This window comes from Kribbella sp. NPDC051936, from assembly GCF_040680955.1.
Taxonomy (GTDB): domain Bacteria; phylum Actinomycetota; class Actinomycetes; order Propionibacteriales; family Kribbellaceae; genus Kribbella.
This window is the reverse complement of sequence record NZ_JBFAXS010000009.1, coordinates 113,381-134,837: the sequence shown is the minus strand read 5'-3', so window position 1 is coordinate 134,837 and position 21,457 is coordinate 113,381. Positions and strand designations below refer to the sequence as shown.

At 69.8% G+C, this 21,457-nt stretch carries 24 protein-coding genes; 9 read left to right on the top strand and 15 right to left on the bottom strand.

Going from position 1 to position 21,457, the window contains the following annotated elements; translation table 11 throughout:
- The 9 genes from AB0L64_RS30950 to AB0L64_RS30910 all read right to left on the bottom strand — a co-directional run bounded on the left by AB0L64_RS30950 (position 1) and on the right by AB0L64_RS30910 (position 8,576).
- Complete coding sequence (locus AB0L64_RS30950; RefSeq protein WP_363715800.1) at positions 1-846, bottom strand: TIM barrel protein; 846 nt, start codon at positions 844-846, stop codon at positions 1-3.
- The gene (locus tag AB0L64_RS30945) at positions 843-2,117 is read right to left on the bottom strand and encodes an ROK family transcriptional regulator (RefSeq protein WP_363715798.1); all 1,275 of its coding nucleotides are present in this window, start codon (positions 2,115-2,117) and stop codon (positions 843-845) included. Before AB0L64_RS30945 ends, AB0L64_RS30950 begins: the two co-directional genes overlap by 4 nt.
- 192 nt (positions 2,118-2,309) lie before the next feature.
- The gene (yidC, locus tag AB0L64_RS30940; protein WP_359928551.1) at positions 2,310-2,987 is read right to left on the bottom strand and encodes a membrane protein insertase YidC; all 678 of its coding nucleotides are present in this window, start codon (positions 2,985-2,987) and stop codon (positions 2,310-2,312) included.
- A gap of 86 nt (positions 2,988-3,073) precedes the next feature.
- Positions 3,074-3,346 carry a DUF6412 domain-containing protein gene (locus AB0L64_RS30935; RefSeq protein ID WP_363715796.1) on the bottom strand — a complete coding sequence of 91 codons (273 nt, stop codon included), beginning with the start codon at positions 3,344-3,346 and terminating at the stop codon, positions 3,074-3,076.
- Positions 3,346-4,662 (bottom strand): RNA polymerase sigma factor, encoded by a 1,317-nt coding sequence (locus AB0L64_RS30930; protein WP_355700640.1) that lies wholly within the window; start codon positions 4,660-4,662, stop codon positions 3,346-3,348. Before AB0L64_RS30930 ends, AB0L64_RS30935 begins: the two co-directional genes overlap by 1 nt.
- Positions 4,663-4,853: 191 nt before the next feature.
- A complete protein-coding gene (locus tag AB0L64_RS30925) occupies positions 4,854-5,474 on the bottom strand; it encodes an HhH-GPD-type base excision DNA repair protein (RefSeq protein ID WP_363715794.1) in 621 nt (206 codons plus the stop codon).
- Position 5,475: 1 nt separating this feature from the next.
- Complete coding sequence (locus tag AB0L64_RS30920) at positions 5,476-5,889, bottom strand: universal stress protein (protein ID WP_131337975.1); 414 nt, start codon at positions 5,887-5,889, stop codon at positions 5,476-5,478.
- 357 nt (positions 5,890-6,246) lie between these two features.
- Complete coding sequence (locus AB0L64_RS30915; protein WP_363715792.1) at positions 6,247-7,725, bottom strand: glutamate--cysteine ligase; 1,479 nt, start codon at positions 7,723-7,725, stop codon at positions 6,247-6,249.
- A gap of 77 nt (positions 7,726-7,802) precedes the next feature.
- Entirely contained in the window at positions 7,803-8,576 is a 774-nt protein-coding gene (locus tag AB0L64_RS30910; RefSeq protein WP_363715790.1) for an MBL fold metallo-hydrolase, read from the bottom strand.
- A gap of 36 nt (positions 8,577-8,612) precedes the next feature.
- Here AB0L64_RS30910 and AB0L64_RS30905 point away from each other — a divergent pair, with 36 nt between their 5' ends.
- Together AB0L64_RS30905 and AB0L64_RS30900 are read left to right on the top strand one after the other, a co-directional pair.
- Positions 8,613-9,968 carry a DNA polymerase IV gene (locus AB0L64_RS30905; protein WP_363715788.1) on the top strand — a complete coding sequence of 452 codons (1,356 nt, stop codon included), beginning with the start codon at positions 8,613-8,615 and terminating at the stop codon, positions 9,966-9,968.
- Positions 9,961-10,902 (top strand): tetratricopeptide repeat protein, encoded by a 942-nt coding sequence (locus tag AB0L64_RS30900; protein WP_363715786.1) that lies wholly within the window; start codon positions 9,961-9,963, stop codon positions 10,900-10,902. The genes AB0L64_RS30905 and AB0L64_RS30900 overlap by 8 nt, the downstream gene beginning before the upstream one ends.
- On the opposite strand, the gene ddaH is transcribed toward AB0L64_RS30900, so the two are convergent.
- A complete protein-coding gene (gene ddaH, locus AB0L64_RS30895) occupies positions 10,871-11,632 on the bottom strand; it encodes a dimethylargininase (protein WP_363715785.1) in 762 nt (253 codons plus the stop codon). The two genes, AB0L64_RS30900 and ddaH, sit on opposite strands and share 32 nt — an antisense overlap.
- A gap of 51 nt (positions 11,633-11,683) precedes the next feature.
- Between ddaH and AB0L64_RS30890 the strand changes: the two genes are divergently transcribed.
- Positions 11,684-12,202 carry a hemerythrin domain-containing protein gene (locus tag AB0L64_RS30890; protein WP_363715783.1) on the top strand — a complete coding sequence of 173 codons (519 nt, stop codon included), beginning with the start codon at positions 11,684-11,686 and terminating at the stop codon, positions 12,200-12,202.
- 10 nt (positions 12,203-12,212) lie between these two features.
- Positions 12,213-12,659, top strand: coding sequence for an SRPBCC domain-containing protein (locus tag AB0L64_RS30885; protein ID WP_363715781.1), 447 nt, complete (start codon positions 12,213-12,215; stop codon positions 12,657-12,659).
- On the opposite strand, the gene AB0L64_RS30880 is transcribed toward AB0L64_RS30885, so the two are convergent.
- From AB0L64_RS30880 to AB0L64_RS30860, 5 genes are read right to left on the bottom strand one after another with little or no spacing between them, the layout of a single operon-like run.
- Positions 12,643-13,374, bottom strand: a complete 732-nt coding sequence (locus AB0L64_RS30880; protein ID WP_363715779.1) for an MBL fold metallo-hydrolase — start codon at positions 13,372-13,374, stop codon at positions 12,643-12,645. The two genes, AB0L64_RS30885 and AB0L64_RS30880, sit on opposite strands and share 17 nt — an antisense overlap.
- Positions 13,371-13,757: a YccF domain-containing protein gene (locus tag AB0L64_RS30875; protein WP_363715777.1), complete on the bottom strand. Its 387-nt coding sequence runs from the start codon at positions 13,755-13,757 to the stop codon at positions 13,371-13,373. The genes AB0L64_RS30880 and AB0L64_RS30875 overlap by 4 nt, the downstream gene beginning before the upstream one ends.
- Positions 13,754-14,113, bottom strand: a complete 360-nt coding sequence (locus AB0L64_RS30870) for a hypothetical protein (RefSeq protein ID WP_363715775.1) — start codon at positions 14,111-14,113, stop codon at positions 13,754-13,756. Before AB0L64_RS30870 ends, AB0L64_RS30875 begins: the two co-directional genes overlap by 4 nt.
- The gene (locus AB0L64_RS30865; RefSeq protein ID WP_363715773.1) at positions 14,085-15,221 is read right to left on the bottom strand and encodes a saccharopine dehydrogenase NADP-binding domain-containing protein; all 1,137 of its coding nucleotides are present in this window, start codon (positions 15,219-15,221) and stop codon (positions 14,085-14,087) included. The genes AB0L64_RS30870 and AB0L64_RS30865 overlap by 29 nt, the downstream gene beginning before the upstream one ends.
- Positions 15,218-16,111: an SDR family oxidoreductase gene (locus tag AB0L64_RS30860; RefSeq protein WP_363715771.1), complete on the bottom strand. Its 894-nt coding sequence runs from the start codon at positions 16,109-16,111 to the stop codon at positions 15,218-15,220. Before AB0L64_RS30860 ends, AB0L64_RS30865 begins: the two co-directional genes overlap by 4 nt.
- Before the next feature lie 74 nt (positions 16,112-16,185).
- On the opposite strand from AB0L64_RS30860, the gene AB0L64_RS30855 reads away from it, so the two are divergent.
- The 5 genes from AB0L64_RS30855 (at position 16,186) to AB0L64_RS30835 (ending at position 21,401) form a co-directional block, all read left to right on the top strand.
- Positions 16,186-16,782 carry a TetR/AcrR family transcriptional regulator gene (locus AB0L64_RS30855; RefSeq protein WP_363715769.1) on the top strand — a complete coding sequence of 199 codons (597 nt, stop codon included), beginning with the start codon at positions 16,186-16,188 and terminating at the stop codon, positions 16,780-16,782.
- Positions 16,783-16,787: 5 nt separating this feature from the next.
- Positions 16,788-17,252: a hypothetical protein gene (locus tag AB0L64_RS30850; protein ID WP_363715767.1), complete on the top strand. Its 465-nt coding sequence runs from the start codon at positions 16,788-16,790 to the stop codon at positions 17,250-17,252.
- A gap of 9 nt (positions 17,253-17,261) precedes the next feature.
- Positions 17,262-18,065, top strand: coding sequence for an exodeoxyribonuclease III (gene xth / locus AB0L64_RS30845; protein ID WP_363715765.1), 804 nt, complete (start codon positions 17,262-17,264; stop codon positions 18,063-18,065).
- Positions 18,066-18,101: 36 nt separating this feature from the next.
- Positions 18,102-20,183 carry a S9 family peptidase gene (locus AB0L64_RS30840; protein ID WP_363715763.1) on the top strand — a complete coding sequence of 694 codons (2,082 nt, stop codon included), beginning with the start codon at positions 18,102-18,104 and terminating at the stop codon, positions 20,181-20,183.
- A 258-nt stretch (positions 20,184-20,441) separates the two neighbouring features.
- Positions 20,442-21,401, top strand: coding sequence for a sigma-70 family RNA polymerase sigma factor (locus AB0L64_RS30835; protein WP_359928601.1), 960 nt, complete (start codon positions 20,442-20,444; stop codon positions 21,399-21,401).
- Positions 21,402-21,457 lie beyond the last annotated feature (56 nt).

The following is a 21,457-nucleotide window of genomic DNA, read 5'->3' as shown; positions in this document are numbered from 1 at the left end:
TCACGCCACGCTTTCGTTCAGTCGGATGATGTTCGCGAGCGAGCGCTCGATGGCGGGCAGCGGCGCCTCCATACCCTCGAACTCCAGGCTCACCGGTACGTCGGGCTTGGTCGCGACGAGCGCCAGCAGACCGGGGATGTCGACGTCGCCGTGGCCGGTGACCGTGCCGAGCAGGTAGTCGCCGGCCAGCGTTTTCAGCCAGCCCTCCCCCGCCGAGCGGCGGATGTGGAAGTCCTTGATGCCGATGGACGCGGCGACGTCGATCAGCCCGGCGGCGGTCTTGCCCGGCACCTCGCCGACACACAGGCCGTTACCGAGGTCGAGCGTGACCCGGAAGTTCGGGCGGTCCACCGCGTACACGAGCCGGGCCAGCCGCTCGCTGCCGTTCATGAAGAAGCCGTGGTTCTCGATCGTCGACACGATGCCCAGGTCCGCGGCGTGGTCGGCGACCGCGCGGCAGCCTTCGACGACCTGCGCGAAGGTCGACTCGAACTCGCCCGGGTCCTGCTCCCGCCACGCCCACGGCGCGACGTCGTGCCGGAAGACCGTGGCGCCGAACGCATGCGCGACGTCCAACTGCCGGCGAAGGCGGTCGACCTCGTTGCTGTCGGCGGACCGCAGGTCGCCGCTGACCAGGTAGTTCACGATCGGTACGCCGATCTCCTCGGCGTGCTTGGCCGTGTCGCGAACGACGGCCTCGTTCTCCAGGTAGTACTCACCGTCCATCGCGGCGATCTCGATATGCCCGGCCGGCGAGGCCGCGACCCAGTCGAGGACGCCGATCAGGTCCATCTCGCCGCTCGTCATGAGTTGGCGGAAACAGTACGAACTGACTCCGAGCTTCACGTGGTGGTCCTCTCCACTTCGTGAGTGATGTGGGTCCACGGACCGGGATAGTCGTGGACCCCGTAGATCGCTGAGCTGCACCGGTCGAACGCGTTGCCGACCGCCCCGAGCACCACTGCTTCCCGCCCCAGTGCGGAGGCGACGAAGGGTGGGCGCTCGGGGAAGACCAATTCCTTCTCGACCGCGGCGGCCAGGGGACGCAGCAAGGCGCCGCTGTCCTTCGCCGCTCCGCCGCGGACGACGACGACCTCTGGGTCGATGACCAGCAGGACGGTCGCGATCCGTGCGGCGATCTGCGCGCAGAAGTCCTCGAGCTCCGCCTGCGCGTCGGCGTCGCCGGCGGCGGCCGCGCTGAGGACCTCGGCGCTGGTAGGTCGCACCGACCACACCAGTTGCCCGCGCTGCGCGTTGCGCGTCCAGCGCATGCCGCGCTGCGCGCCGAGCTCGCCCGCCAGGCGGTGCCGGCCCTGCCGGATGACGCCGTTCAGCACGATCGACATCGACAGCCGGTGGCCGATCTGGAGGTAGACGACATCGGAGTACCCGCGGCCGGCGCCGCCGCGTTGCTCCGCGAGCGCGGCCAGCTTGATGTCGTTGTCCACGACGACGGGCTGCCCGAACTCCTTCGCCAACAGCTCTGAGACCGGAAGACCGACCAGTTCGGGCATCGCCAGGCTGGCCCGCAACTGACCGTCCGCCTCAACCACGCCCGGCAGCCCGACACCGACGGCCCGCAGCCGACCGAGGTCAAGTGCTCCTGCCCGTACCCCCGCAGCACGGTGGTCAGGTATGGGGGAAGCGGCGGCCGCTGCCAGCGCTCGGGGGATCAGCGAGAGTGCGTCGGGCTTGCGGGCCACGTCGGCGTCGCGGCGGGAAGTGCCGCCTGCGCCGGGTGCCCTGTGGGCGCGCAGCGGGCGGCGGGTGGCATCCGCCGGAAGTTCGGCGTACCCGACTCGGCGGCCTGACAGGTCGCAGATGATTGCGCGTGCACCGCGGGGGCCGAGGTCGACGCCGGCGACCAGACCAGCCTCGCGTACGAAGCGAAAGGCGCGGGCGGGCCGCCCCGGGCCGGCTGCCGCCGGGCTGGTGGACTCGACCAGCCCGGCGTCGGCCAGGTCGTCGAGAACAGCGTGCACGGTGGGTCGCGACAGACCGGTGGCCTCGCTGATCGCCCCGACCGTGCGCGCCTCGTCGGCGTCGGCCATGAACCGCAGGCACGCGACCTGATTGGCCGCCCGCTCTGCCTGGGCGGCTCCGCGTGCAGTGTCCATCGACCCCAACCTATTATGGAACCGGCTTTAATAAAGACGGTAACAGAACGCCCCACGCAACGGCAACGCCCATCTCGGCCCGACCACCACGAGTGGATATCCATCCGTGGTGGGGGTTCTCCGCTGGTACAAGAGCGAAGAACCCCGCAGCCCGACGGATATCCACTCGCGTTGCGGACTTCGGGTCGGCAACTACCGCTGGAGGATGGTGCGCTCGACGACCGTCCAGGTGGTGGTGGTCAGCACGTACAGTCCGGCCGCCAGCGGCACAAAGGCTGCCGTCAGCAGCGTGCCGTACGGCAGCAACTGCGCGAGCCGCCGCGACAACCGAGGCGCCGCCGGATCCAACTGCCGCAGTTGCAGCCGCGCCGAGAACCAGGCGACCACAGCAAGTAGCAAGGCGATCACGATGTACGCCGGGGTGCCGGTGACGATCGGCCAGTGCACACCGAGCGGCGCACCGAGCAGGCTCCCGCTGATCAACTGGTTCGACTCCCCCGCCACCATCGTCCGCGAGAACAGCGTGTACATCAGCCAGAAGAACGGCATCTGCGCGAGCGTCGGCAGGAACCCGGCGAACAACGACGTACCGGACTCCGTCTGCAGCTTCGCGACCTCACGCTGCAGGCGCTCCGGGTTGCCCTTGTGCCGCTCGGTCAACTGCTTCAGTTGCGGCATCAACTCCGCGCGGGCGCGCAAACCGCGATGCGCCCGGACACTGAGCGGCAGCAAGGACAGCCGAACGACGAGGGTGCACAGCACGATCGCGACAACGGCGGCATACGCACCGGCGAGCGGCTCGAGGACGGTGACGAGGGACGTGAGCAAGTGATAGGCACCGGCGACCGGTGCCTCCAGGAAAGAAGGCACAGCAGAACTCCACGAGTGAGAAGGAACGAGTAGGCGTGCGCGCTACCCGAACCGGCCGCGGAGGCGGTGGCTCGGCAGCGCGGGCGCTACAGTCCCGGTGCTCGTGGTCGGGGTCTCCCGGCTGCGTCGGGATCCCGGAGGGAGAGATACGCCGTACGCCGGGCGTTGGCCCGGGCGGCGCTGGAGCGAGCCGGCAGCGGCGAGGCGATGGGCGTGCGCGCTGCCGACCGGGCGGCCTGGAAGGCCACGAACAGCACGGCCGCCGCCGTGAACACGGCGACGGCCATCAGACCCGATTGCGGGCCGAGGGCAGGCATCGCCAGCGACCACACGCCGGCGAACACCTGCCCCATCGTCATCAGTCCAGGTAGTCCCGCAGGACCTGCGAACGCGACGGGTGCCGCAGCTTCGACATGGTCTTGGACTCGATCTGGCGGATCCGCTCGCGGGTCACGCCGTACACCTTGCCGATCTCGTCGAGCGTCTTCGGCTGGCCGTCGGTCAGGCCGAAGCGCATCGAGACCACGCCGGCCTCGCGCTCGGACAGCGTGTCCAGGACCGCGTGCAACTGCTCCTGCAGCAGCGTGAACGAGACCGCCTCGGCCGGCACGATCGCCTCGGAGTCCTCGATCAGGTCACCGAACTCGGAGTCGCCGTCCTCGCCGAGCGGGGTGTGCAGGGAGATCGGCTCGCGACCGTACTTCTGCACCTCGATGACCTTCTCCGGGGTCATGTCGAGCTCCTTGGCGAGCTCTTCCGGAGTGGGCTCGCGGCCGAGGTCCTGCAGCATCTGCCGCTGCACCCGGGCCAGCTTGTTGATGACCTCGACCATGTGCACCGGGATGCGGATGGTGCGGGCCTGGTCGGCCATCGCGCGGGTGATGGCCTGCCGGATCCACCAGGTGGCGTACGTCGAGAACTTGTAGCCCTTGGTGTAGTCGAACTTCTCCACCGCGCGGATCAGACCGAGGTTGCCCTCCTGGATCAGGTCCAGGAACAGCATGCCGCGGCCGGTGTAGCGCTTGGCCAACGACACCACCAGGCGCAGGTTGGCCTCGAGCAGGTGGTTCTTCGCGCGCCGGCCGTCCTCGGAGATCCACTCGTACTCGTCGCGGACCTTCTCCTTGAGCTTGGCCGCCTCGTCGGCGATCTGCTCCTCCGCGAACAGGCCGGCCTCGATCCGCTTCGCGAGCTCGACCTCCTGCTCGGCGTTCAGCAGCGGGACCTTGCCGATCTGCTTCAGGTAGTCCTTGACCGGGTCCGCGGTGGCACCGGCGACCATCACCTGCTGCTCGGGCTCGTCGGTCTCGTCGGCCTCGGAGACGATGAAGCCCTGGTCCTCGGTGAGCTCCTTCTCGAGCCCCTGGACCTCGCCCGGCTTGAAGTCGGCCTCGTCCACCTCGTCGAGCGCGCGCGGCTTCCCGGTCTTCGGGTCGATCGACAGACCCGCCTCGGACACTGCCTTCTTCGCCGGAGCCTTCTTGGCAGCGGCCTTCTTCGCGGGGATACCGTCCTCCTTGGTACCGGCGGGCTTCACCGCCGCCTTCTTCGCCGCCGCCTTCTTGGCAGCGGGGTCGGTCACTCGGGCGCTGGTCCTCGGAGCCGTGCTACGGGCCGTGGCGGCCACGGCCCGGGCCGGCTCGGCGGGAAGATTCTCGGACGAGCTGGACGACACGAATTACCTCTCGTCTGACGCAGGGTTTGTACGACGGTACGACGTTGTGTTGCTGAGTCTTTGGGTACTGCTGTTCGCGGCTGCTCGCTGGTCAGGCGGCGGCAACAGTCCATTGTAATCCGCGAACCAAGCTCAGGCGTCGCACGACCCCCCAGAGAGCCCCATTTCAGCCGGTCGTCCGTCGGTCCCGCTCACCCGTTCCGAGTCTGCCGCAGCGGTCTGGCCACCACCGGCCGCCGGACGAGTTGCTGCTCCTGCTTGAACTGCCGCACCTTCACCAGTGACGCGACATCGATGACGTCCGCGACGGACTTGAAGGCACCATCCTCACCGTACGGCTCGGAGGCCTCCCGCCAGCCGCGCGGCCGGACCTTCAGCTGCTTGCCGAGCAGTGCGACGAAGATCTTCGCCTTCTGCGCGCCGAACCCCGGCAGCGCCGACAGCCGGGCGAGCAGGTCGTCACCGGACTTCACGTCGGACCACAGACCCGAGGCGTTGCCGCCGTACTGGTCGTCCAGGTGCTTGGCCAAGGTCTGGATCCGGGCGGCCATCGCGGTCGGGAAGCGGTGCACGGCCGGCGGGCCGGCGACCACCTCGACGAACGCGTCCGGGTCGTAGTGCGCGACCGTGGCCGGGTCGAAGGGACCGATCATCCGCTTCGCGATGGCGACCGGGCCGGCGAACGCCCGCTCCATCGGAATCTGCTGGTCGAGCAGCATGCCCACCAGCAAGGCGAACGGATCTCTGCTCAGCATCTCGTCGGCGTCGGGCTGCTGGGCCAGGCACAACTTCCTGCTGCGTGTCGAAGTCACCTCAGTCCTCCCCTTCCTCGGCCTTGACGGCCAGCACCGGACACGGAGCATCGAGCAGCACCCGCTGCGCGTTGCTGCCGAGGATGAGCTTGCCGACCGGGGACCGGCGCCGGAGCCCGATCACGATGAACTCCGCGTGCACCTGCTCGGCGACGGCCACCAGGTCCTCCGCCGGGTCCAGGCCACGCACCAGCTGCCGCACCTCGTACGGCACACCGGTCGAGTCGAGCTGCTCCCGTACTTCCGTCAAAGCGGCGTCACTCGCCGCAGCCTCGTCGCTGTCGAAACTGCGCCCACCTCGATGCGAGTTCACCACCACCAGCTTGGCGTCCCGCAGCGTCGCCTCCTCCGCTGCGCGCCGAAGGGCCGCACGGCCTTCCGCCTTCGGCACATAACCCACGACGATGGTCGTCATCGCCCTGCCTCACCTCCGGGTGTGTGTCGACCCGTCTCGAACGATACTGCTCCCGACCGCGGTCGGCATCCGCTGCATTTGCACCTGTTGTGTCGCACCGGTGACGGAGGGCTGCCGGTGCCCGTGTACTACCCGCGGCGGGCCGACCTAACCTTCCGGTGGCCACACCTTTGCAGGGCTGTCACCGAAAGCGCCACCCCTGTAGTCCGGGTCGTTATCGAACTCGCCCGGGAAATCGCCGATCCCGTTGCCCAGGGCAAGATCGAAGCCGCCGCCCGAGGGTTCCGCCCGGAGGACCCGGGTTCCGCCGGCGGCTGTCCTACGTTGTCGTGCGGACGCCGGAGCACGCGAACCGGTTCAGTCCACCGGCCATTCGTGCACCGGCGTGTTGTCGTGCATGTGGTCGCGATACCGGCCGAGCATGCCGCGCAGGGCGTCCCGCCGGCCGTGCGACCCCTTTGTATACAGGCGGTGGAACTCCTCGGCCTGCCACGACGCGCCGTTGCGCCCGGTGAGGCAGCGCTGCTCGATGATCCCGAGCAGCCGGTCCCGCACCGCGACGTCCACGCCCCAGGCGTCCAGACCGCGAACCGCCAACGGCAGCAGGCGTCTGAGCACCAGCTCGGTCGCGCGCGCCGTACCGACGCCCGGCCAGAACACCTCGGCCTCGATGCCGTTGCGGGCCGCGGCGTGGAAGTTCTCCTCGGCTGCGCTGAACGACATCTGCGACCAGATCGGCCGCTCGTCGTCGGCGAGCGCGCGGACCAGGCCGAAGTAGAAGGCGCCGTTGGCAATCGTGTCGACCACGGTCGGGCCGGCCGGCAGGACGCGATTCTCCACGCGCAGATGCGGCTTCTCCCGGACAACGTCGTACACAGGGCGGTTCCAGCGATAGATCGTCCCGTTGTGCAGCCGCAATTCCGAAAGGGCCGGCGTGTCACCGCGGTCCAGGACCGCGATCGGATCCTCGTCCGAGGTGACCGGCAGCAGCGCCGGGTAGTAGCGCGCGTTCTCCTCGAAGAGGTCGAAGATCGAGGTGATCCAGCGTTCACCGAACCAGACGCGCGGCCGGACGCCCTGCGTCTTCAGCTCGTGGGTGCGGGTGTCGGCGGCCTGCTCGAACAGCGCGATCCGGGTCTCGCGGAGCAGCTCCTTGCCGAACAGGAACGGCGAGTTCGCGCCGACGGCGAGCTGGACGCCGGAGATCGCCTGCGCCGCGTTCCAGTACCGCGGGAACGCCTCCGGTGTGACCTGGAGATGGAACTGCGTCGACGTACAGGCGGCCTCCGGGACGATGGTGTCGGCGGTGACCTGCAGCCGCTCGACGCCGTCGATGGAGATCTGCACGTCCTCGCCGCGGGCGGCGAAGATCTGGTCGTTGAGCAGCGTGTACCGCGGGTTGGTGCTGAGCGACTCGCGGCGGATGTGCTCGGTCAGCAGCGTCGGCAGGATCCCGACGATCACCATCGACGACCCGGTCCGGGCCGCCTTGTCCTCGGCCGCGTTCAGGCTGTCGCGGATGTTCGACTCCATGGTGTCCAGCCCGAGTCCGTCGATCTGGCCGGGCGGCACGTTGATCTCCACGTTGAACTGGCCGAGCTCGGTCTGGAACGCGTCGTCCTCGATCGCGCTCAGCACCTCGGCGTTCTTCATCGCCGGGTCGCACCGCTCGTCGACGAGGTTCAGCTCGATCTCGATCCCGGTCATCGGCCGGTCGGGCGCGAACCGGTCCTCGCGCAGCATCCGCGCGAAGGCGTCCAGATTGCGATGGACCTGCTCGCGGAACGCGGTCCGGTCCGCCCGGGTGAACTCGACCCGGTCGACTTCCTCGCCCATCAGCGCCTCCCCTGGTGGCTCCTGTGCTCAGTGTGCCCGAAGGTGCCCTTCCGCGTACGGATCATTCGCGTCGCGGTTCAGACCGGGTACACGACGAAGTCGTCACGCACGATCCGCGCCGGTACGTCGCCCGCCGCGTCCAGCACCTGCAGCAGCTCGGTGAGTACGCCGGGCCGCAACTGCAACGCGTGCTCGTCCGGGTGCCGGTCCGCGCCCATCGCGTAGTCCCGGCCGGGCTGCCCGGTCATCTCGATGTGCGCTCCCAGTACCCAATCCACCGGATTGCCCTCAGCAACGAACGCGGCGAGCCGCCGGATGCTCGCCCGGTACGCCGCCCAGTCCTTCACGTACAGCCGTCCCGGGTAGAGCGAGTCCCCGGTGAACAACAGCCGGGTGGTCCGGTCGTACAGCGCGATGTCCGCGCCCTGGTGTCCTGGGATCGGGACGACGTCGACGGTCCGGTCGCCCAGGTCGATCGTCGCGCGTCCGTCCGGCCAGTCGAGGCCGAAGTACTGCGCGACCTCCTCGGCGGTCCGCCCGACGACGGCGTCGAACTCTCCGTCGCCGCCGACGTGATCCGAGTGCCCGTGCGTGTGGGCGACGACGAGCTCGTGTCCGGGCCGCGTGCGGTCCGCCAGGAGGTCGTCGACCAGCGAGCGGAGTGGAGCGTGGCCGGTGCCGGTGTCGAGGAGGAGGGCTCGCTCGGTGCCGAGCAGCAGGTACAGGAACGGGCCCTCGAAGTTGGTGCGGAGCGACTGGCGGATGATCGCCGTGCGGTCGTCGTACCAATGGACCTGATGGTCCGGGGCGGCCGGGTCGGTGCCGTCGGCCCAGTGCTCGGGGAAGGTCATCAGGCAATTGTCGGTGACGGCAGGGACACTGGTCGGGTGCGAAATGATCCGTCGGTGCTGCACGTCGACCTGGACGCGTTCTTCGCGGCGGTCGAGCAGCGGGACAAGCCGTCACTGCGGGGCAAGCCCGTGGTCGTCGGCGGGATCGGCGTGCGCGGAGTCGTCTCGACCGCGTCGTACGAGGCGCGCAAGTACGGCGTCCGCTCGGCGATGTCGACCGCCGAGGCCCGCTCGCGGTGCCCGCACGCGGCGTACCTCGGTCCCCGCTTCGAGGTGTACCGGCGCAGCAGCCGGGCGGTGATGGCCGAGATGCGGGCGCTGTCGCCGCTGGTCGAGCCGCTGTCGCTCGACGAGGCGTTCATCGACCTCGCGGCCAGCGGGCTGTCCGGGCTCACGGTCGACGACGTGGAGGCGATCGCCAACGACCTGAAGGCCGCGATCCGGAAGGTGTCCGGCGGTCTCACCGCGTCGGTCGGCGCGGGGACGTCGAAGCTGATTGCGAAGATCGCCAGCGACCTCGACAAGCCCGACGGCGTGGTCGTCGTGCCGGCCGGCACCGAGGCCGAGTTCCTCGCGCCGATGCAGGTCACGGTGATCCCGGGCGTCGGCCCGGCGACCGCGCAGCGGCTCGGCATGGCCGGCGTCCGCACGGTCGCGGACCTGCAGCAGCTCGACGAGGAGGAGCTGATCCGCCAGGTCGGCTCGGCGCACGGCACCAGCCTGCACCGGCTCGCGGTCGCGGCCGACGACCGTCCCGTGGTCAGCGACCGGGAGACCAAGTCGGTCAGCGTCGAGGACACCTTCGAGACCGACCTCATCGACCGCGCGCTGCTGACCGCGATCAGCGACCGGATGGCGCACCGGGTCGCCGAGCGGCTGCAGAAGGCGCAGCTGTCCGGCCGGACCGTCACGGTCAAGACGCGGATGCACGACTTCACCACGCACACCCGCTCGTCGACCCTGGCCGGACCGACCGACGACGCGCGGGTGATCGCACGGGTCGCGCGCCGGCTGCTCGACGACAGCGACATCGGCGGCGGCATCCGCCTGCTCGGCGTCGGCGTCTCGTCGCTCGCCGACTGGATCCAGGACGACCTCTTCACCGAGGACGAGCACGCCGAGAACCCCGTCGAGGTGATCGAGCTCCCGACCCGGCCACGCGACCAGCTCGGCTTCCACCCGGGCCAGGACGTCACTCACCCCGACTACGGCCACGGGTGGGTCTGGGGCTCCGGCCGCGGGCGCGTCACGATCCGCTTCGAGACCGCGGACACACCACCGGGCCCGGTCCGCACCTTCTCCGTCGACGATCCGGCGCTGACAAAAGTGCGGCACACCGGCACCGATGCAGACGACGAACCCCCGACTGACCACAATGTCTCGGGTGAATGAGGAGCGGCGGGGAGTCTACCCGTTCTGTGCGCCGTGTACGGCGACGTCCGAGGCATCGGAGGCTTGGCGGGCCGTGGCGACGGCGGGGCCGATCGGGACCAGGTTCTACGGGCACCGGAGTGTGTGCGAGAGCTGCGGGTCCTCGGTGCGCACGCTGTACAACACGGTGCTGTGGCTGCCGGTCGCCAAGGTCGGGCGGTTCCGGATCATCCCGACCGGCGGCCGGACGTACGTCGGCCGCAAGGTGATCGACCAGCCGGTGCACAGCGTCGTACGGCGGGTGCCGGCGTCGGCGATCGTGGAGCATCTGGAGCTCGAAGGCGCGCCGGACTACCGGCAGGCCGAGGCGCACTGGGACGAGCACGAGCCGGGACGGGCGCTGCCGTACTACCAGTCGGCGCTGGCCGAGCGGGAGAAGGTGCTGGCGGCCGACGATCCGGCGACGCTGCGCGTGCGGCTGCGGGTCGCGCAGGGGCTGCTCGCGACGGCGAACTACGGACGGGCGATCGCCTGGCTCGAGCTCGTGACGCCGCAGCTGGTCGAGGTGTTCGGGCCGCATCACGAGCTGACCCGGGCCGCGATCGAGGCCGGCACCGGCGCGCGGTTGATGGTCGGCGGTCCGCGGTCGGAGGCCCAGCTGCTCGCGGACATCGTCGCGGCCGACAGCCTCGGCACCGACGACCGTCAGCTGCTCCGGGACCGGGCCGCGCTCGGGAAGGCGTTGCTCGCGTGCGGAGACATCGCGGAGGCGGTCGACGAGTTGACCAAGGTCGTCCGCGACGCCACGCCGGGGCATCCGGACACCGCTGTCTACCGCGCGGCGCTGAGGGCGGCGTGCGAGGTCGCCGAGGCACGTGGCAAGCGGCGCGACGTACAGCTCGCGGCGGCGGCGCGGCAGTTGCTCAGCGGCGTAGACGTACCGACAAGCAGGTAACACAGCCCTCGAGCTTCTCGAACTCGCTGATGTCGACGACGACCGGCCGATAACCCAGGCCCGCGAACAACTCCGCCGACTTCGGCGCGGACGCGGCCATCAGCAGCCGGTCGTCGTCGAGCAGGACGACGTGTGCGCCCGCCTCCTCGGGCACCGGACGGAACGCTTCGAACGCGGCCGCATCGTCGACGAGCGGCTCGTATCCGATGACCGTGCCGTCCGGCAGGGCGGTCACAGCGGACTTCAGGTGCAGCACCTTCCGCACCGGAACGGCACGTACGTCGGCCCCGAGCGGCGCGAACGCGGCCCGCAGTTGCTCGAGCCCCGCCGCGTTCGTCCGGCCACCCTGCCCGACGTAGATCGTCGAGCCGATCTTCAGGACATCGCCGCCGTCGAGTGTGCCGGGCTCGACGATCCGCACGATCCGGTAGCCCTGCCCCGCGACGGTCTCCTCGGCCGCCGCCGCTTCCGCGCGCCGCTCGTCCGCGCCGGCCCGGGCGATCACCGCGACGTCGCCGTACACGACCATCGTGTCCTCGACGAACACGCCGTCCGGGCAGTCGTCGATCGCCGGGACCTCGACCGTTCGCCAGCCCGTGGCGTGCAGCGCGTCGACGTACTGCTGCCATTGCCGCAACGCCAGCGCGACGTCGACCGGGGTGCGCTCGATGTGCGTGACAAGGCCTTCGGCCAGGCGCGGGCTCGGAGGGCGGATCAGGGCTGACGGCATGTCCGCAGAGTATCCGGGGTACCTGCACGCATCCGAGAAAGGAGACGACGGATGCCGAAGATCCTTCCGGCAACGGGTGGAGACGTGGTCGAGATCATCCTCGCGGACCACCGGTGGTTCGAGGAGGCGCTGCGCGAATTGCGCGACGTCCGCAGTGACCGGGCGGCCGTGCTCGCCGACCTGGCCACGGTGCTGGTCGCCCACGCCGAGGCGGAGGAGTCGAAGGTCTACCCCGCCCTGCGGCGCAAGGACGCGATCGACGCCGACGAGGTCGAGCACTCCGAGCACGAGCACGCCGAGGGCAACGAGGCTCTGCTCGCGCTGATGGAGGTCGCCGACACGGCGAGCGAGGAGTTCAGCGAGAAGCTGCACGAGCTGTCCGAGGCCCTCACCCACCACCTCGACGAGGAGGAGCGGGACGTCCTCAACCCGGCGCGGACCGAGGTGGAGGAAGACGTCCGCCGCAAGCTCGGCGACACGTTCGCCGAGGAGCGCTCCCGGTTGATCGACTCCGGCTGCGGCGAGCTCGCGAACGTCCGGAAGATCGTGGCGGCCGAGCAGCACACCTAAGGTGGTGGCCGTGCGCGAACTCACTGCCCGGATTGAGCTGACGGTGCCGTCCGACGTCGCCTTCGAGATCTTCACCGACGAATTCGGCCGCTGGTGGCCGCCGGAGTTCTCCTGGTCGGGCGCCGGGCAGCTGACCGACATGGGCATCCTGGACGGCGTGCTGTACGAGCTGGGTCCGCACAACCTGCAGTGGGACTGGGGCCGTGTCCTCACCTGGGAGCGCGGCCGGCGGTTCGTGTTCAGCTGGCAGATCGGCCCCGATCGAGTACCGGTCCCCCGTGCCGAGGACGCGACCGAGGTGGAGGTCACCTTCGACGGGTCGGCCGTTCACGTCGTGCATCGCGGCTGGGAGCGGCACGGCGACGCCGGCGAGGAGTACCGCAAGAGCTTCGAGGAAGTCTGGCCCTACGTGCTCGGCCGGTTCGCCGAGTACGTAGGGCTCAGAACGTCAGCGTGAGACCTTCCTCGGCAGCGATCACTTCGCCGTCGAACACGCGCCGCGCCTCCGCCACGGACACCGACCGATCGGACCCGGGCCAGAAGTGCGTCAGCAGCAACCGCTCCGCCCCTTTGGCGCCTTGGGCTGCCTCGCTAGCCGTCATGACATAGCGGGGCTGGGTCTGCGGCGACTCGCCTTGAAGCGTCGCATCCGAAATGAACAGGTCAGTCCCGTCGGCCAGGCGCGCCAAGTCCGGCGACGGCCCGCTGTCACCTGTGTAGGCAACCGACACACCCGGCGCGCTCAGCCGCACCCCGAGGTTCGTCTTGTAGTGCGGCAGCTCCACCGTCTGTACGTCGAACGGGCCGATCCGCGTCGTCGACGCCAGCTCGTGGACGGCGAACACGTCTGCCGGATCCGGGTGCGGCTCCAGGGCCCGCAGTACGTCGAGGACGCCCGGAGCGCAGTGCAGCGCGACGGGAGGCTCGCCGGGCGCCTCGTAGTACCGGACCCTGGCCAGACCGCTCACGTCGACGCAGTGGTCAGGGTGCTGGTGCGTGACCACAACCGCATCGACCGCGCCCTTCGGGCAGTGCTCGAGCAGTCGCGGCAAGGCGGCGTACCCGAGATCGAGGACGACGCGGAAGCCGTCGTACTCGAGCAGGAAACCCGCGCACGCCCGGCCCGCTTCCGGCCAGGCGCCGCAGGAGCCGAGAACCGTCAGCGCCCTCACGCGAACGGCCGGTCGGTCGGCACGATCGTCTTGCCGAGCGGGACCAGCGACACCGGGATCAGCTTGAAGTTCGCGATGCCGAGCGGGATGCCGACGACGGTCAGGCACAGCGCGATCCCGGTGGCCAGGTGACCGAGCGCCAGCCACCAGCCGGCGACCAGGATCCAGATCAGGTTGCCGATCAGCGCGCCCGCGCCGGCGCTGCGCTTGTCGACGATCGTCCGGCCGAACGGCCACAGCGTGTACGCCGCGATCCGGAACGACGCGATACCGAACGGGATCGTGATGATCAGCACGCAACAGATGATCCCGGCGACCGCGTACCCGACCGCCAGCCAGAATCCGGCCAGCACCAGCCAGATCAGGTTGAGGAGCGTCTTCATGTCTCCCAGCGTGCCACCTTGCGGGTGTGATCCCGTACGAGGCCGGCGACAAGTCCGGGATCGTTCCGGGGCATCCAGTGGCCACCCCTGATCACCTTGACGGTGAGGTTCGGGGCCCAGGCCTCGATGCCGGTCTGCAGCGGGGTGGTGACGAACGGGTCGGCGTCGGGCGAGACCGTGAGCACAGGTACGCCGGTACGGCGCGGCGCCGGGCGGAGGAGCCGCGGGACGACGTTCGCGCGGTACAGCTTGATGCCGTGGACGCAGACCAGCACCGGGGCGCCGCTTTCGCCGTACGTGTAGATCGCGAGGCGCGTCCCGTCGGAGCTAGTAGCTGTCGACTTCGAGGGTGGCAAAGGTCAACCCCGCTCTCACCAGCCGCTCGCGCAGAGCGGGTCCCATGGCCGCGGCCGTGGTGGTCTGGCCGGCCGTCTCCGGCAGGTCGTCGAGCGCCAGGCACAGGGCGCTCTCGCCGAGCATCTTCGCGGTCTCGTCGTACCCGGGGTCCCGGCCGGCCACCTCGGCGATCACCTGCTTGCCGCCGCCACGCCCGACGAACCGGACGTTGAACCACGACCGCGCCCGCTGCTCAGCGCTCGGACCGTCACCTGGCTGCAGCCGGCCCAGCAACGCCTTGCGGACCGGCGGGATCTGCGCGCCCGCGATCAGCAGACCGACACCGCCGATGCCGGCGGCAACCGTCGGGAGGTGCTTGACCGCGGCGTAGTGCGAGTACCGGAAGTCCGGTCCGTAGCGGTCGAGCAGCCGCGCCGAGTACCCGACGATCTGCGGGTCGATCGTCGGCAGCGGAACCGCCCAGAACCCCTGCTGCCGGTGCATCGTCCCGGCGACGGCTCGCGCCGTGCGGCCGGTCAGACGCGGCTCGGCCGAGCGTCGCGCGCGATGCGCGTCCAGGTTCTGCTTCGGCCGGGAGAAGGCGGTGATCGCGGTGTGGAACGTGCCGCCGGACGGACGGCCGCCGGCGCGCAGCAGGCCGTCGACCTTGATCGGCACGTTCTGCGGCAGCTGTTCGACGGTGTACTGCACGCCGAGGTCGTACGGGATCGAGTCGAAGCCGCACGCGTGGATGATCCGGGCGCCGGTCTGCGTCGCGCGCTCGTGATGGCGCACGTACATCCGGTCGAGGAACTCCGGCTCGCCGGTGAGGTCGAGGTAGCCGGTCCCGGCCTCGGCGCAGGCCGCGACGAGCGGTTCGCCGTACCGGATGTACGGCCCGACCGTGGTGGCGACGACCTTCGTCGACTCAGCCAGTTCGCGCAACGACTTCGGGTCGGTCACATCGGCGTACAGGATGTCCTCACCGAACTGCTCCAGCTTGGACTTGTTGCGTCCGGCAACCGCCCAGCTCAGGCCCTCGGGCGCGTTCTTCCGCAGGTACTCCGCGGTGAGCGCTCCGGTGAACCCGCTGGCGCCGAGCAGGACGACGTCGTACTCGCGGCTCACCGGCGCGCAGCCTTCTCGGCGTCGGCGAGCCCGCCCGCGCCCGTAGGCCGGGACGACTCGGCGGCGCCGCGCGCCCGGACGTCGGCGAGCGCGGCCGCGTCGGCCTTCGGCACGCTGAACCGCGAGCCGGCCTCGATGACGTGCGGGATCACCCAGCGGAACACCTTCAGCGCGCCGATCCAGCCCGGCACGTGCACGGTCCGCGAGCGCTTCTTGATGCCGTCGACGAACTTCCCGACGGCGAAGTCCAGCGGATACGTCTTGCTCACCATCGGGATCCCGGTCCGGACCTTCCCGAACACCGGGTGCGTGTCGACCCCGCGGACCATGTCGGTGTCGACGAAGGTCATGTGCGCGACGCCGACCCGCACACCGAGGTGCTTCAGCTCCGGCCGCAGCGTGTCCCCCATCGCCTCCACGCCGGCCTTCGACACGTTGTACGACGCGAGGCCGGGGATGTGCACGATCGCGGCCAGGGACGAGACGAGCAGCAGGTAGCCCTTGCTCTCCAGCAGGTAAGGCAATGTCAGGTGGACGGTACGCCAGACGCCGAGCAGGTCGACGTCGAGGACGCGCTCCCACACCTGCGGGTCCATGCTCCGGGTGAAGCCGGGCGCGGCGATCCCGGCGTTGGCCATCACGACGTCGATCCGCCCGTACCGCTCGGCGATCCCCTCGACCGCCGTCCGCAGCGAATCGGTGTCAGTGACGTCGGCCTCCCACCAGCCGGCGTCCGGGCCGCAGTCCTCGGCGACCTTCTTCAGCTCGTCCGGCTCGAGGCCGACCAGCGCGAGCTGCGCGCCGTCCTCCGCCAGCTTCCGGGCGACCGCGGCGCCGATCCCCCGCGAGGCGCCGGTGATGAGCACGACTTGACCGGCCAACGGACGCATCTGGGACCTCCAGCTTGTTGAGTGGATACTCAACAGTAAGTGCTTGTTGACCGATTACTCAATAGACTGGCCGGGTGAGCCAGACCTCTTCGTCCGGGGCCCGCCTGCGGCCCGAGCAGCGGCGTACCCAGATCCTGGAGGCCGCGCGCCGGGTGCTGGTCGCGGACCCGCACCGCGAGCTCACCGTGGAGCTCGTCGCCGCCGAGGCAGGCGTCTCCCCCGCGCTGCTGTTCCACTACTTCGGCTCGAAGAAGAAGTTCCAGTACGCCGTCATCGAGGAAGCGGCCGCCGAGGTCATGCTGCGCACCGCGCCGGACCCGTCGCTGCCGCCGGACGAGCAGCTCCGGTCCGGGATCCGCGCCTTCGTCCGCGCCGTCCTCGAAGCGCCCCAGCTCTACCGGGCGACGCTGCTGATGTCGGCGGCCGGCGACCCGGAACTCCGGGCGCTGCACTCCGAGCTGCGCCGCGTCTTCAGCCAGTGGGTCATCGGCGCGGTCGCTGAGCGTGGCATCGAGGTCACCCCCGTCGTCGAGCTCGCGTGCCACGGCTGGCAGGGTTACGTCGAACAGACCCTGCTGGTGTGGATCGACAACCCCGACGTCTCGCCGGAGGCCCTCGAACGCCTCTGCGAGGAGTCGCTGGACGCGATCCTCTCGACGACCTCCGAGTGAGCGTGATGAACAAGTTCTTCCTGACGGTCCACATCCTCGCGGCCATCCTCTGCGTCGGCCCGGTCACCGTGGCGGCCAGCATGTTCCCGCCGATCGCGCGCCGGATGCTGCAGTCCGACGCGCCGGACGCGGGCGGGCTGGACGTCCTGCACCGGATCACCCGGGTGTACGCGTGGGCGAGTCTCGCCGTTCCCGTGTTCGGCTTCGCGGTCGCCGGCGGCATGCACGTGATGGACGAGGCGTGGCTGATCGTCTCGATCGTGCTGACCCTGGCCGCGGCGCTGGTGCTCGCGTTCCTCGTCGTGCCCGCGCAGTCCGCCGTACTCGCGGCCGCCGGTCAGCCGGCCGAGGTGCGCAGCGGTGTGCTGTCGAAGGCCAAGCTGTTGTCGATGACGAGCGGCATCTTCGGGCTGCTGTGGCTGGTCGTCCTGGTCCTGATGGTCGTCAAGCCCGGGCACACCAGGGGGTAGGGTTCGGCCGTGCTGACGGTTGCCACGGTGAATGTGAACGGGATCAGGGCCGCGTTCCGGCGCGGGATGACGCCGTGGCTGGAGAGCACGGATCCGGACCTGGTGCTGATGCAGGAGGTCCGCGCCTCCGACGACGTACTGCGGGGACTGCTTGGCAGCGAGTGGAACATCGCGCACGCCGAGCCCGCCATCGACGGGCACAAGGGCCGCGCTGGTGTCGCGGTCGCGAGCCGGCGGCCGATCAAAGACGAGCGCGGCGACATCGGGCCGGAGCGTTTCGCCGGGAGCGGGCGCTGGGTCGAGGCCGACGTCGTCCTGGACGACGGGTCGACGTTGACGGCGGTCAGCACGTACGTGTTCACGGGCGAGTTCGAGACGCCGCCGCGGCAGGCGGAGAAGTACGCGTTCCTGGACGCGATCACGGCCCGGCTGGCTGAGCTGCGCGCGGACGGGCGGCACGTGCTGATGTGCGGCGACCTGAACATCGCGCACCGCGAGGTCGACCTGAAGGCATGGAAGGCGAACCGCAAGAAGAGCGGCTTCCTGCCCGCGGAACGCGCCTGGCTGGACCGCCTGTTCGAGACCGGCTGGGTCGACCTCGGCCGCCGCTTCGGCGGCGAAGGCCCCGGCCCGTACTCCTGGTGGTCGTGGCGCGGCAAGGCCTTCGACAACGACGCCGGCTGGCGCATCGACTACCAGATCGCCTCCCCCGAACTCGCCGCCGCCGCGACCGGCTGCGTCGTCCACCGCGCCCCGACGTACGCCGAACGCTGGAGCGACCACGCCCCGGTCGTCGCGACGTACGACATCTGAATAGTCCTTGTCCGACGGCGCGGGTAGTCTCGCCGCATGGCTGAGACTTCTTCCGTCACGCCGCCGGTTGCTGCCCGGAAACCGGTCGAGCGGGTGCATCACGGCGATACCTTCGTCGACGACTACGAGTGGTTGCGGGACAAGACCGACGACGAGGTGCTGGCGTACCTGCGGGCCGAGAACGCCTACACCGAAGCCCGCACGGCCCACCTCGAATCGTTGCGCGAGGCAATCTTCAAGGAGATCTCGGACCGCACGCTGCAGACCGACCTGAGCGTGCCCGCGCGGCGCGGCGAGTACTGGTACTACACCCGCACCATCGAGGGTCAGCAGTACTCGCTGCACTGCCGGGTCAAGGTGGACGGCGACGAGCCGCCCGCCACCGACGGCGAGATCGCCGGCGAAGAGATCATGCTCGACGGCAACAAGGTGGCCGGCGACTCGGAGTTCTTCTCGCTCGGCACCGTCGACGTCTCCCCCGACGGCCGCCTCCTGGCGTACTCCGTCGACCTCAATGGCGACGAGCGGTTCACCCTGCGGATCAAGGACCTGGACACCGGCGAGCTGCTGCCGGACGAGCTGCCCGAGGTGCACTACGGCTCGGCCTGGTCCGCGGACGGCTCGACGATCTTCTACACCAAGGTCGACGACGCCTGGCGGCCGTACCAGGTCTGGCGGCACGCGCTCGGCGCGACCGACGACGTGCTGGTCATGGAAGAGCCCGACGAGCGGTTCTGGGTCGGCGTCGACCTGACCCGCAACGAGCAGGCGATCATCATCGCGCTCGGCAGCAAGCTCACCAGCGAGGCCTGGCTGCTCGACGCGCACAACCCGGCCGGCGAGCCCGTCGTCGTCGCGGCCCGCCGCGAAGGCGTCGAGTACGACGTGGAGCACGCCGGCGACCGGCTGCTGATCACGCACAACGCGGACGCCGCGAACTTCTCGCTCGCCTCCGCGCCGCTGGACGCCCCGGGCGACTGGACCCCGCTGATCGAGGGCGACAAGACCAGCCGCCTGCTCGGCACGGACGCCTTCGCCGACCACGTCGTGCTGCACCGGCGCCGCGACGCCCTCACCGAGCTCGCGATCATGCGGCGCACCGCTGACGGCTTCGATGACCCCGAGCTCCTGGAGTTCGACGAGCCGATCCACACGGTCTCCCCCGGCCGCAACGACGAATGGCACGAGACCCGCTACCGCTTCGGGTACACGTCACTGGTCACGCCGGGTTCGACGTACGACGTGGACGTCGCGACCGGCGAGCGGCGACTGCTGAAGCAGCAGCCGGTGCTCGGCGGGGTCGACCTCGGCGACTACACCCAGTACCGCGAGTGGGCGACCGCGCCGGACGGGACCAAGGTTCCGCTCTCGATGGTCGCGCGCAAGGACGTCGCCAAGGACGGGAACGCGCCGGTCGTGCTCTACGGATACGGCTCGTACGAGAGCTCGATGGACCCGTGGTTCTCGATTCCGCGGCTGTCGCTGCTCGACCGCGGCGTGGTGTTCGCGATCGCGCACATCCGCGGCGGCGGCGAGCTCGGGCGACACTGGTACGACGACGGCAAGATGCTGACCAAGCGGAACACCTTCACCGACTTCGTCGCGGCCGCCGAGCACCTCGTCGAGGCCGGCTGGACCCGCCCGGAACGGATCGTCGCGCAGGGCGGCAGCGCCGGCGGCCTGCTGATGGGCGCGGTCGCGAACCTGGCCCCGCGGGCCTTCGGCGGAATCGTCGCCGAGGTCCCGTTCGTGGACGCGCTGACCACGATTCTGGACCCGTCGCTGCCGCTCACCGTGATCGAGTGGGAGGAATGGGGCAATCCGCTCGAGAACGCCGACGTCTACGCGTACATGAAGTCCTACTCGCCGTACGAGAACGTCACCGCGCAGCACTATCCGCGCATCCTCGCGATCACCAGCCTGAACGACACCCGGGTGTTCTTCGTCGAGCCGGCGAAGTGGGTGGCGAAACTCCGGGCGACCGCGGCCGGCGATCCCGACGTGCTGCTGAAGACCGAGATGGAGGCGGGCCACGGCGGCCGCAGCGGGCGGTACGACGCCTGGCGCGAGGTCGCGTTCGCGCTCGCCTGGGAGCTGGACACCCTCGGCCTGAGCTGAAAAAGGTGGAATATCCGTCCCCGGACGTGTGTTGTGCAACACATCCGGGGCACCGGAACGGCGGATTTCTGTACGGATTCTCAGGTTGTGTCCCGGAGTGTTACGCCGAATAGGCCGTCAACGCCCCGGGACACCGGTTTCCACGGCGGATTCGCTGCCGGGAACTCTCAGGGAACCTTCAGGGTGTTTACACACTGGTACCGGAATCTTGAACCCTACTCGAGCGTTGCTCTCCATGTAACGACGAAGGGAGTTTCGGTGGCTCGCACGACTCGTGTCCGGAGCACGGACGACGGTATCGACGGCAAGGACAGTGTCGGTCTCTATCTCGAAGAGATCGCGCGCACACCCCTGCTGACGGCTGAGGAAGAGGTCGAGCTCGCTGAGACGGTCGAGGCAGGACTCCTCGCGGAGCAACTGCTGGCCGAGGGGCGGGTTGGACGCAAGAAGGGCGGAGCGCCCAAATATGCCACGGAAGAGGAGCTGGAGTGGCTGGCCGAAGAGGGCCGGCGCGCACAGCAGCGGTTCGTGACCGCGAACCTCCGGCTCGTGGTGTCGATCGCCCGCCGGTACGGACGTTCCCAGATGCCGCTGCTGGACCTGGTCCAGGAGGGCAACACGGGACTCATCCGGGCGGTGGAGAAGTTCGACTACCGGAAGGGTTTCAAGTTCTCGACGTACGCGACCTGGTGGGTGCGGCAGGCCATCACCCGCGGTATCGCGCAGCAGGCCCGCGTGGTCCGGCTGCCGGTGCACGTGGTGGAGCAGCTGAACCAGATCGGGTCCGCACGGCGCACGCTGGAGCGCAAGCTCGGGCGGGAGCCGGAGATCGACGAGATCGCAGCCGAGCTGAACCTGGACGCGGAGCGGGTCACCGAACTGATCCGCATCGGCCGGGACCACATCAGCCTGAACAGCCCGGTCGACGACGAGGGTGAGACCTCGCTGGGCGACCTGATCGCGGCCGAGACCGCGCCGGGTCCGGACCAGCTGGTCGCCGACGCGTCCGACCGCTCGGGACTGTTCAGTCTGGTCGACCAGCTCGACCCGCGGTCCGCGGACGTGATCCGGCGCCGTTACGGCCTGCACGACGGCCGCCAGGCCAAGCTGGCCGACATCGGCGCCGTGCACGGTATCTCGGCGGAGCGGGTGCGCCAGATCGAGCGTGAGGCGCTGGGCCGCCTGCGCCTGCTGGCCGACCCGACGCTCGCCGCGTAACACACCGACCGAAACCCCTCAGGACCCCCGGGCCACGATCTGGCCCGGGGGTCCTT

Bases quoted from the DNA above. Each gene is read 5' to 3' on its own strand.
- AB0L64_RS30945 (WP_363715798.1), bottom strand. From the start codon at position 2,117: ATGGACACTGCACGCGGAGCCGCCCAGGCAGAGCGGGCGGCCAATCAG.
- AB0L64_RS30935 (WP_363715796.1), bottom strand. From the start codon at position 3,346: ATGACGATGGGGCAGGTGTTCGCCGGCGTGTGGTCGCTGGCGATGCCT.
- AB0L64_RS30920 (WP_131337975.1), bottom strand. From the start codon at position 5,889: ATGACGACCATCGTCGTGGGTTATGTGCCGAAGGCGGAAGGCCGTGCG.
- AB0L64_RS30915 (WP_363715792.1), bottom strand. From the start codon at position 7,725: ATGGGCGAGGAAGTCGACCGGGTCGAGTTCACCCGGGCGGACCGGACC.
- AB0L64_RS30910 (WP_363715790.1), bottom strand. From the start codon at position 8,576: ATGACCTTCCCCGAGCACTGGGCCGACGGCACCGACCCGGCCGCCCCG.
- ddaH (WP_363715785.1), bottom strand. From the start codon at position 11,632: ATGCCGTCAGCCCTGATCCGCCCTCCGAGCCCGCGCCTGGCCGAAGGC.
- AB0L64_RS30890 (WP_363715783.1), top strand. From the start codon at position 11,684: ATGCCGAAGATCCTTCCGGCAACGGGTGGAGACGTGGTCGAGATCATC.
- AB0L64_RS30875 (WP_363715777.1), bottom strand. From the start codon at position 13,757: ATGAAGACGCTCCTCAACCTGATCTGGCTGGTGCTGGCCGGATTCTGG.
- AB0L64_RS30860 (WP_363715771.1), bottom strand. From the start codon at position 16,111: ATGCGTCCGTTGGCCGGTCAAGTCGTGCTCATCACCGGCGCCTCGCGG.
- AB0L64_RS30850 (WP_363715767.1), top strand. From the start codon at position 16,788: ATGAACAAGTTCTTCCTGACGGTCCACATCCTCGCGGCCATCCTCTGC.
- AB0L64_RS30840 (WP_363715763.1), top strand. From the start codon at position 18,102: ATGGCTGAGACTTCTTCCGTCACGCCGCCGGTTGCTGCCCGGAAACCG.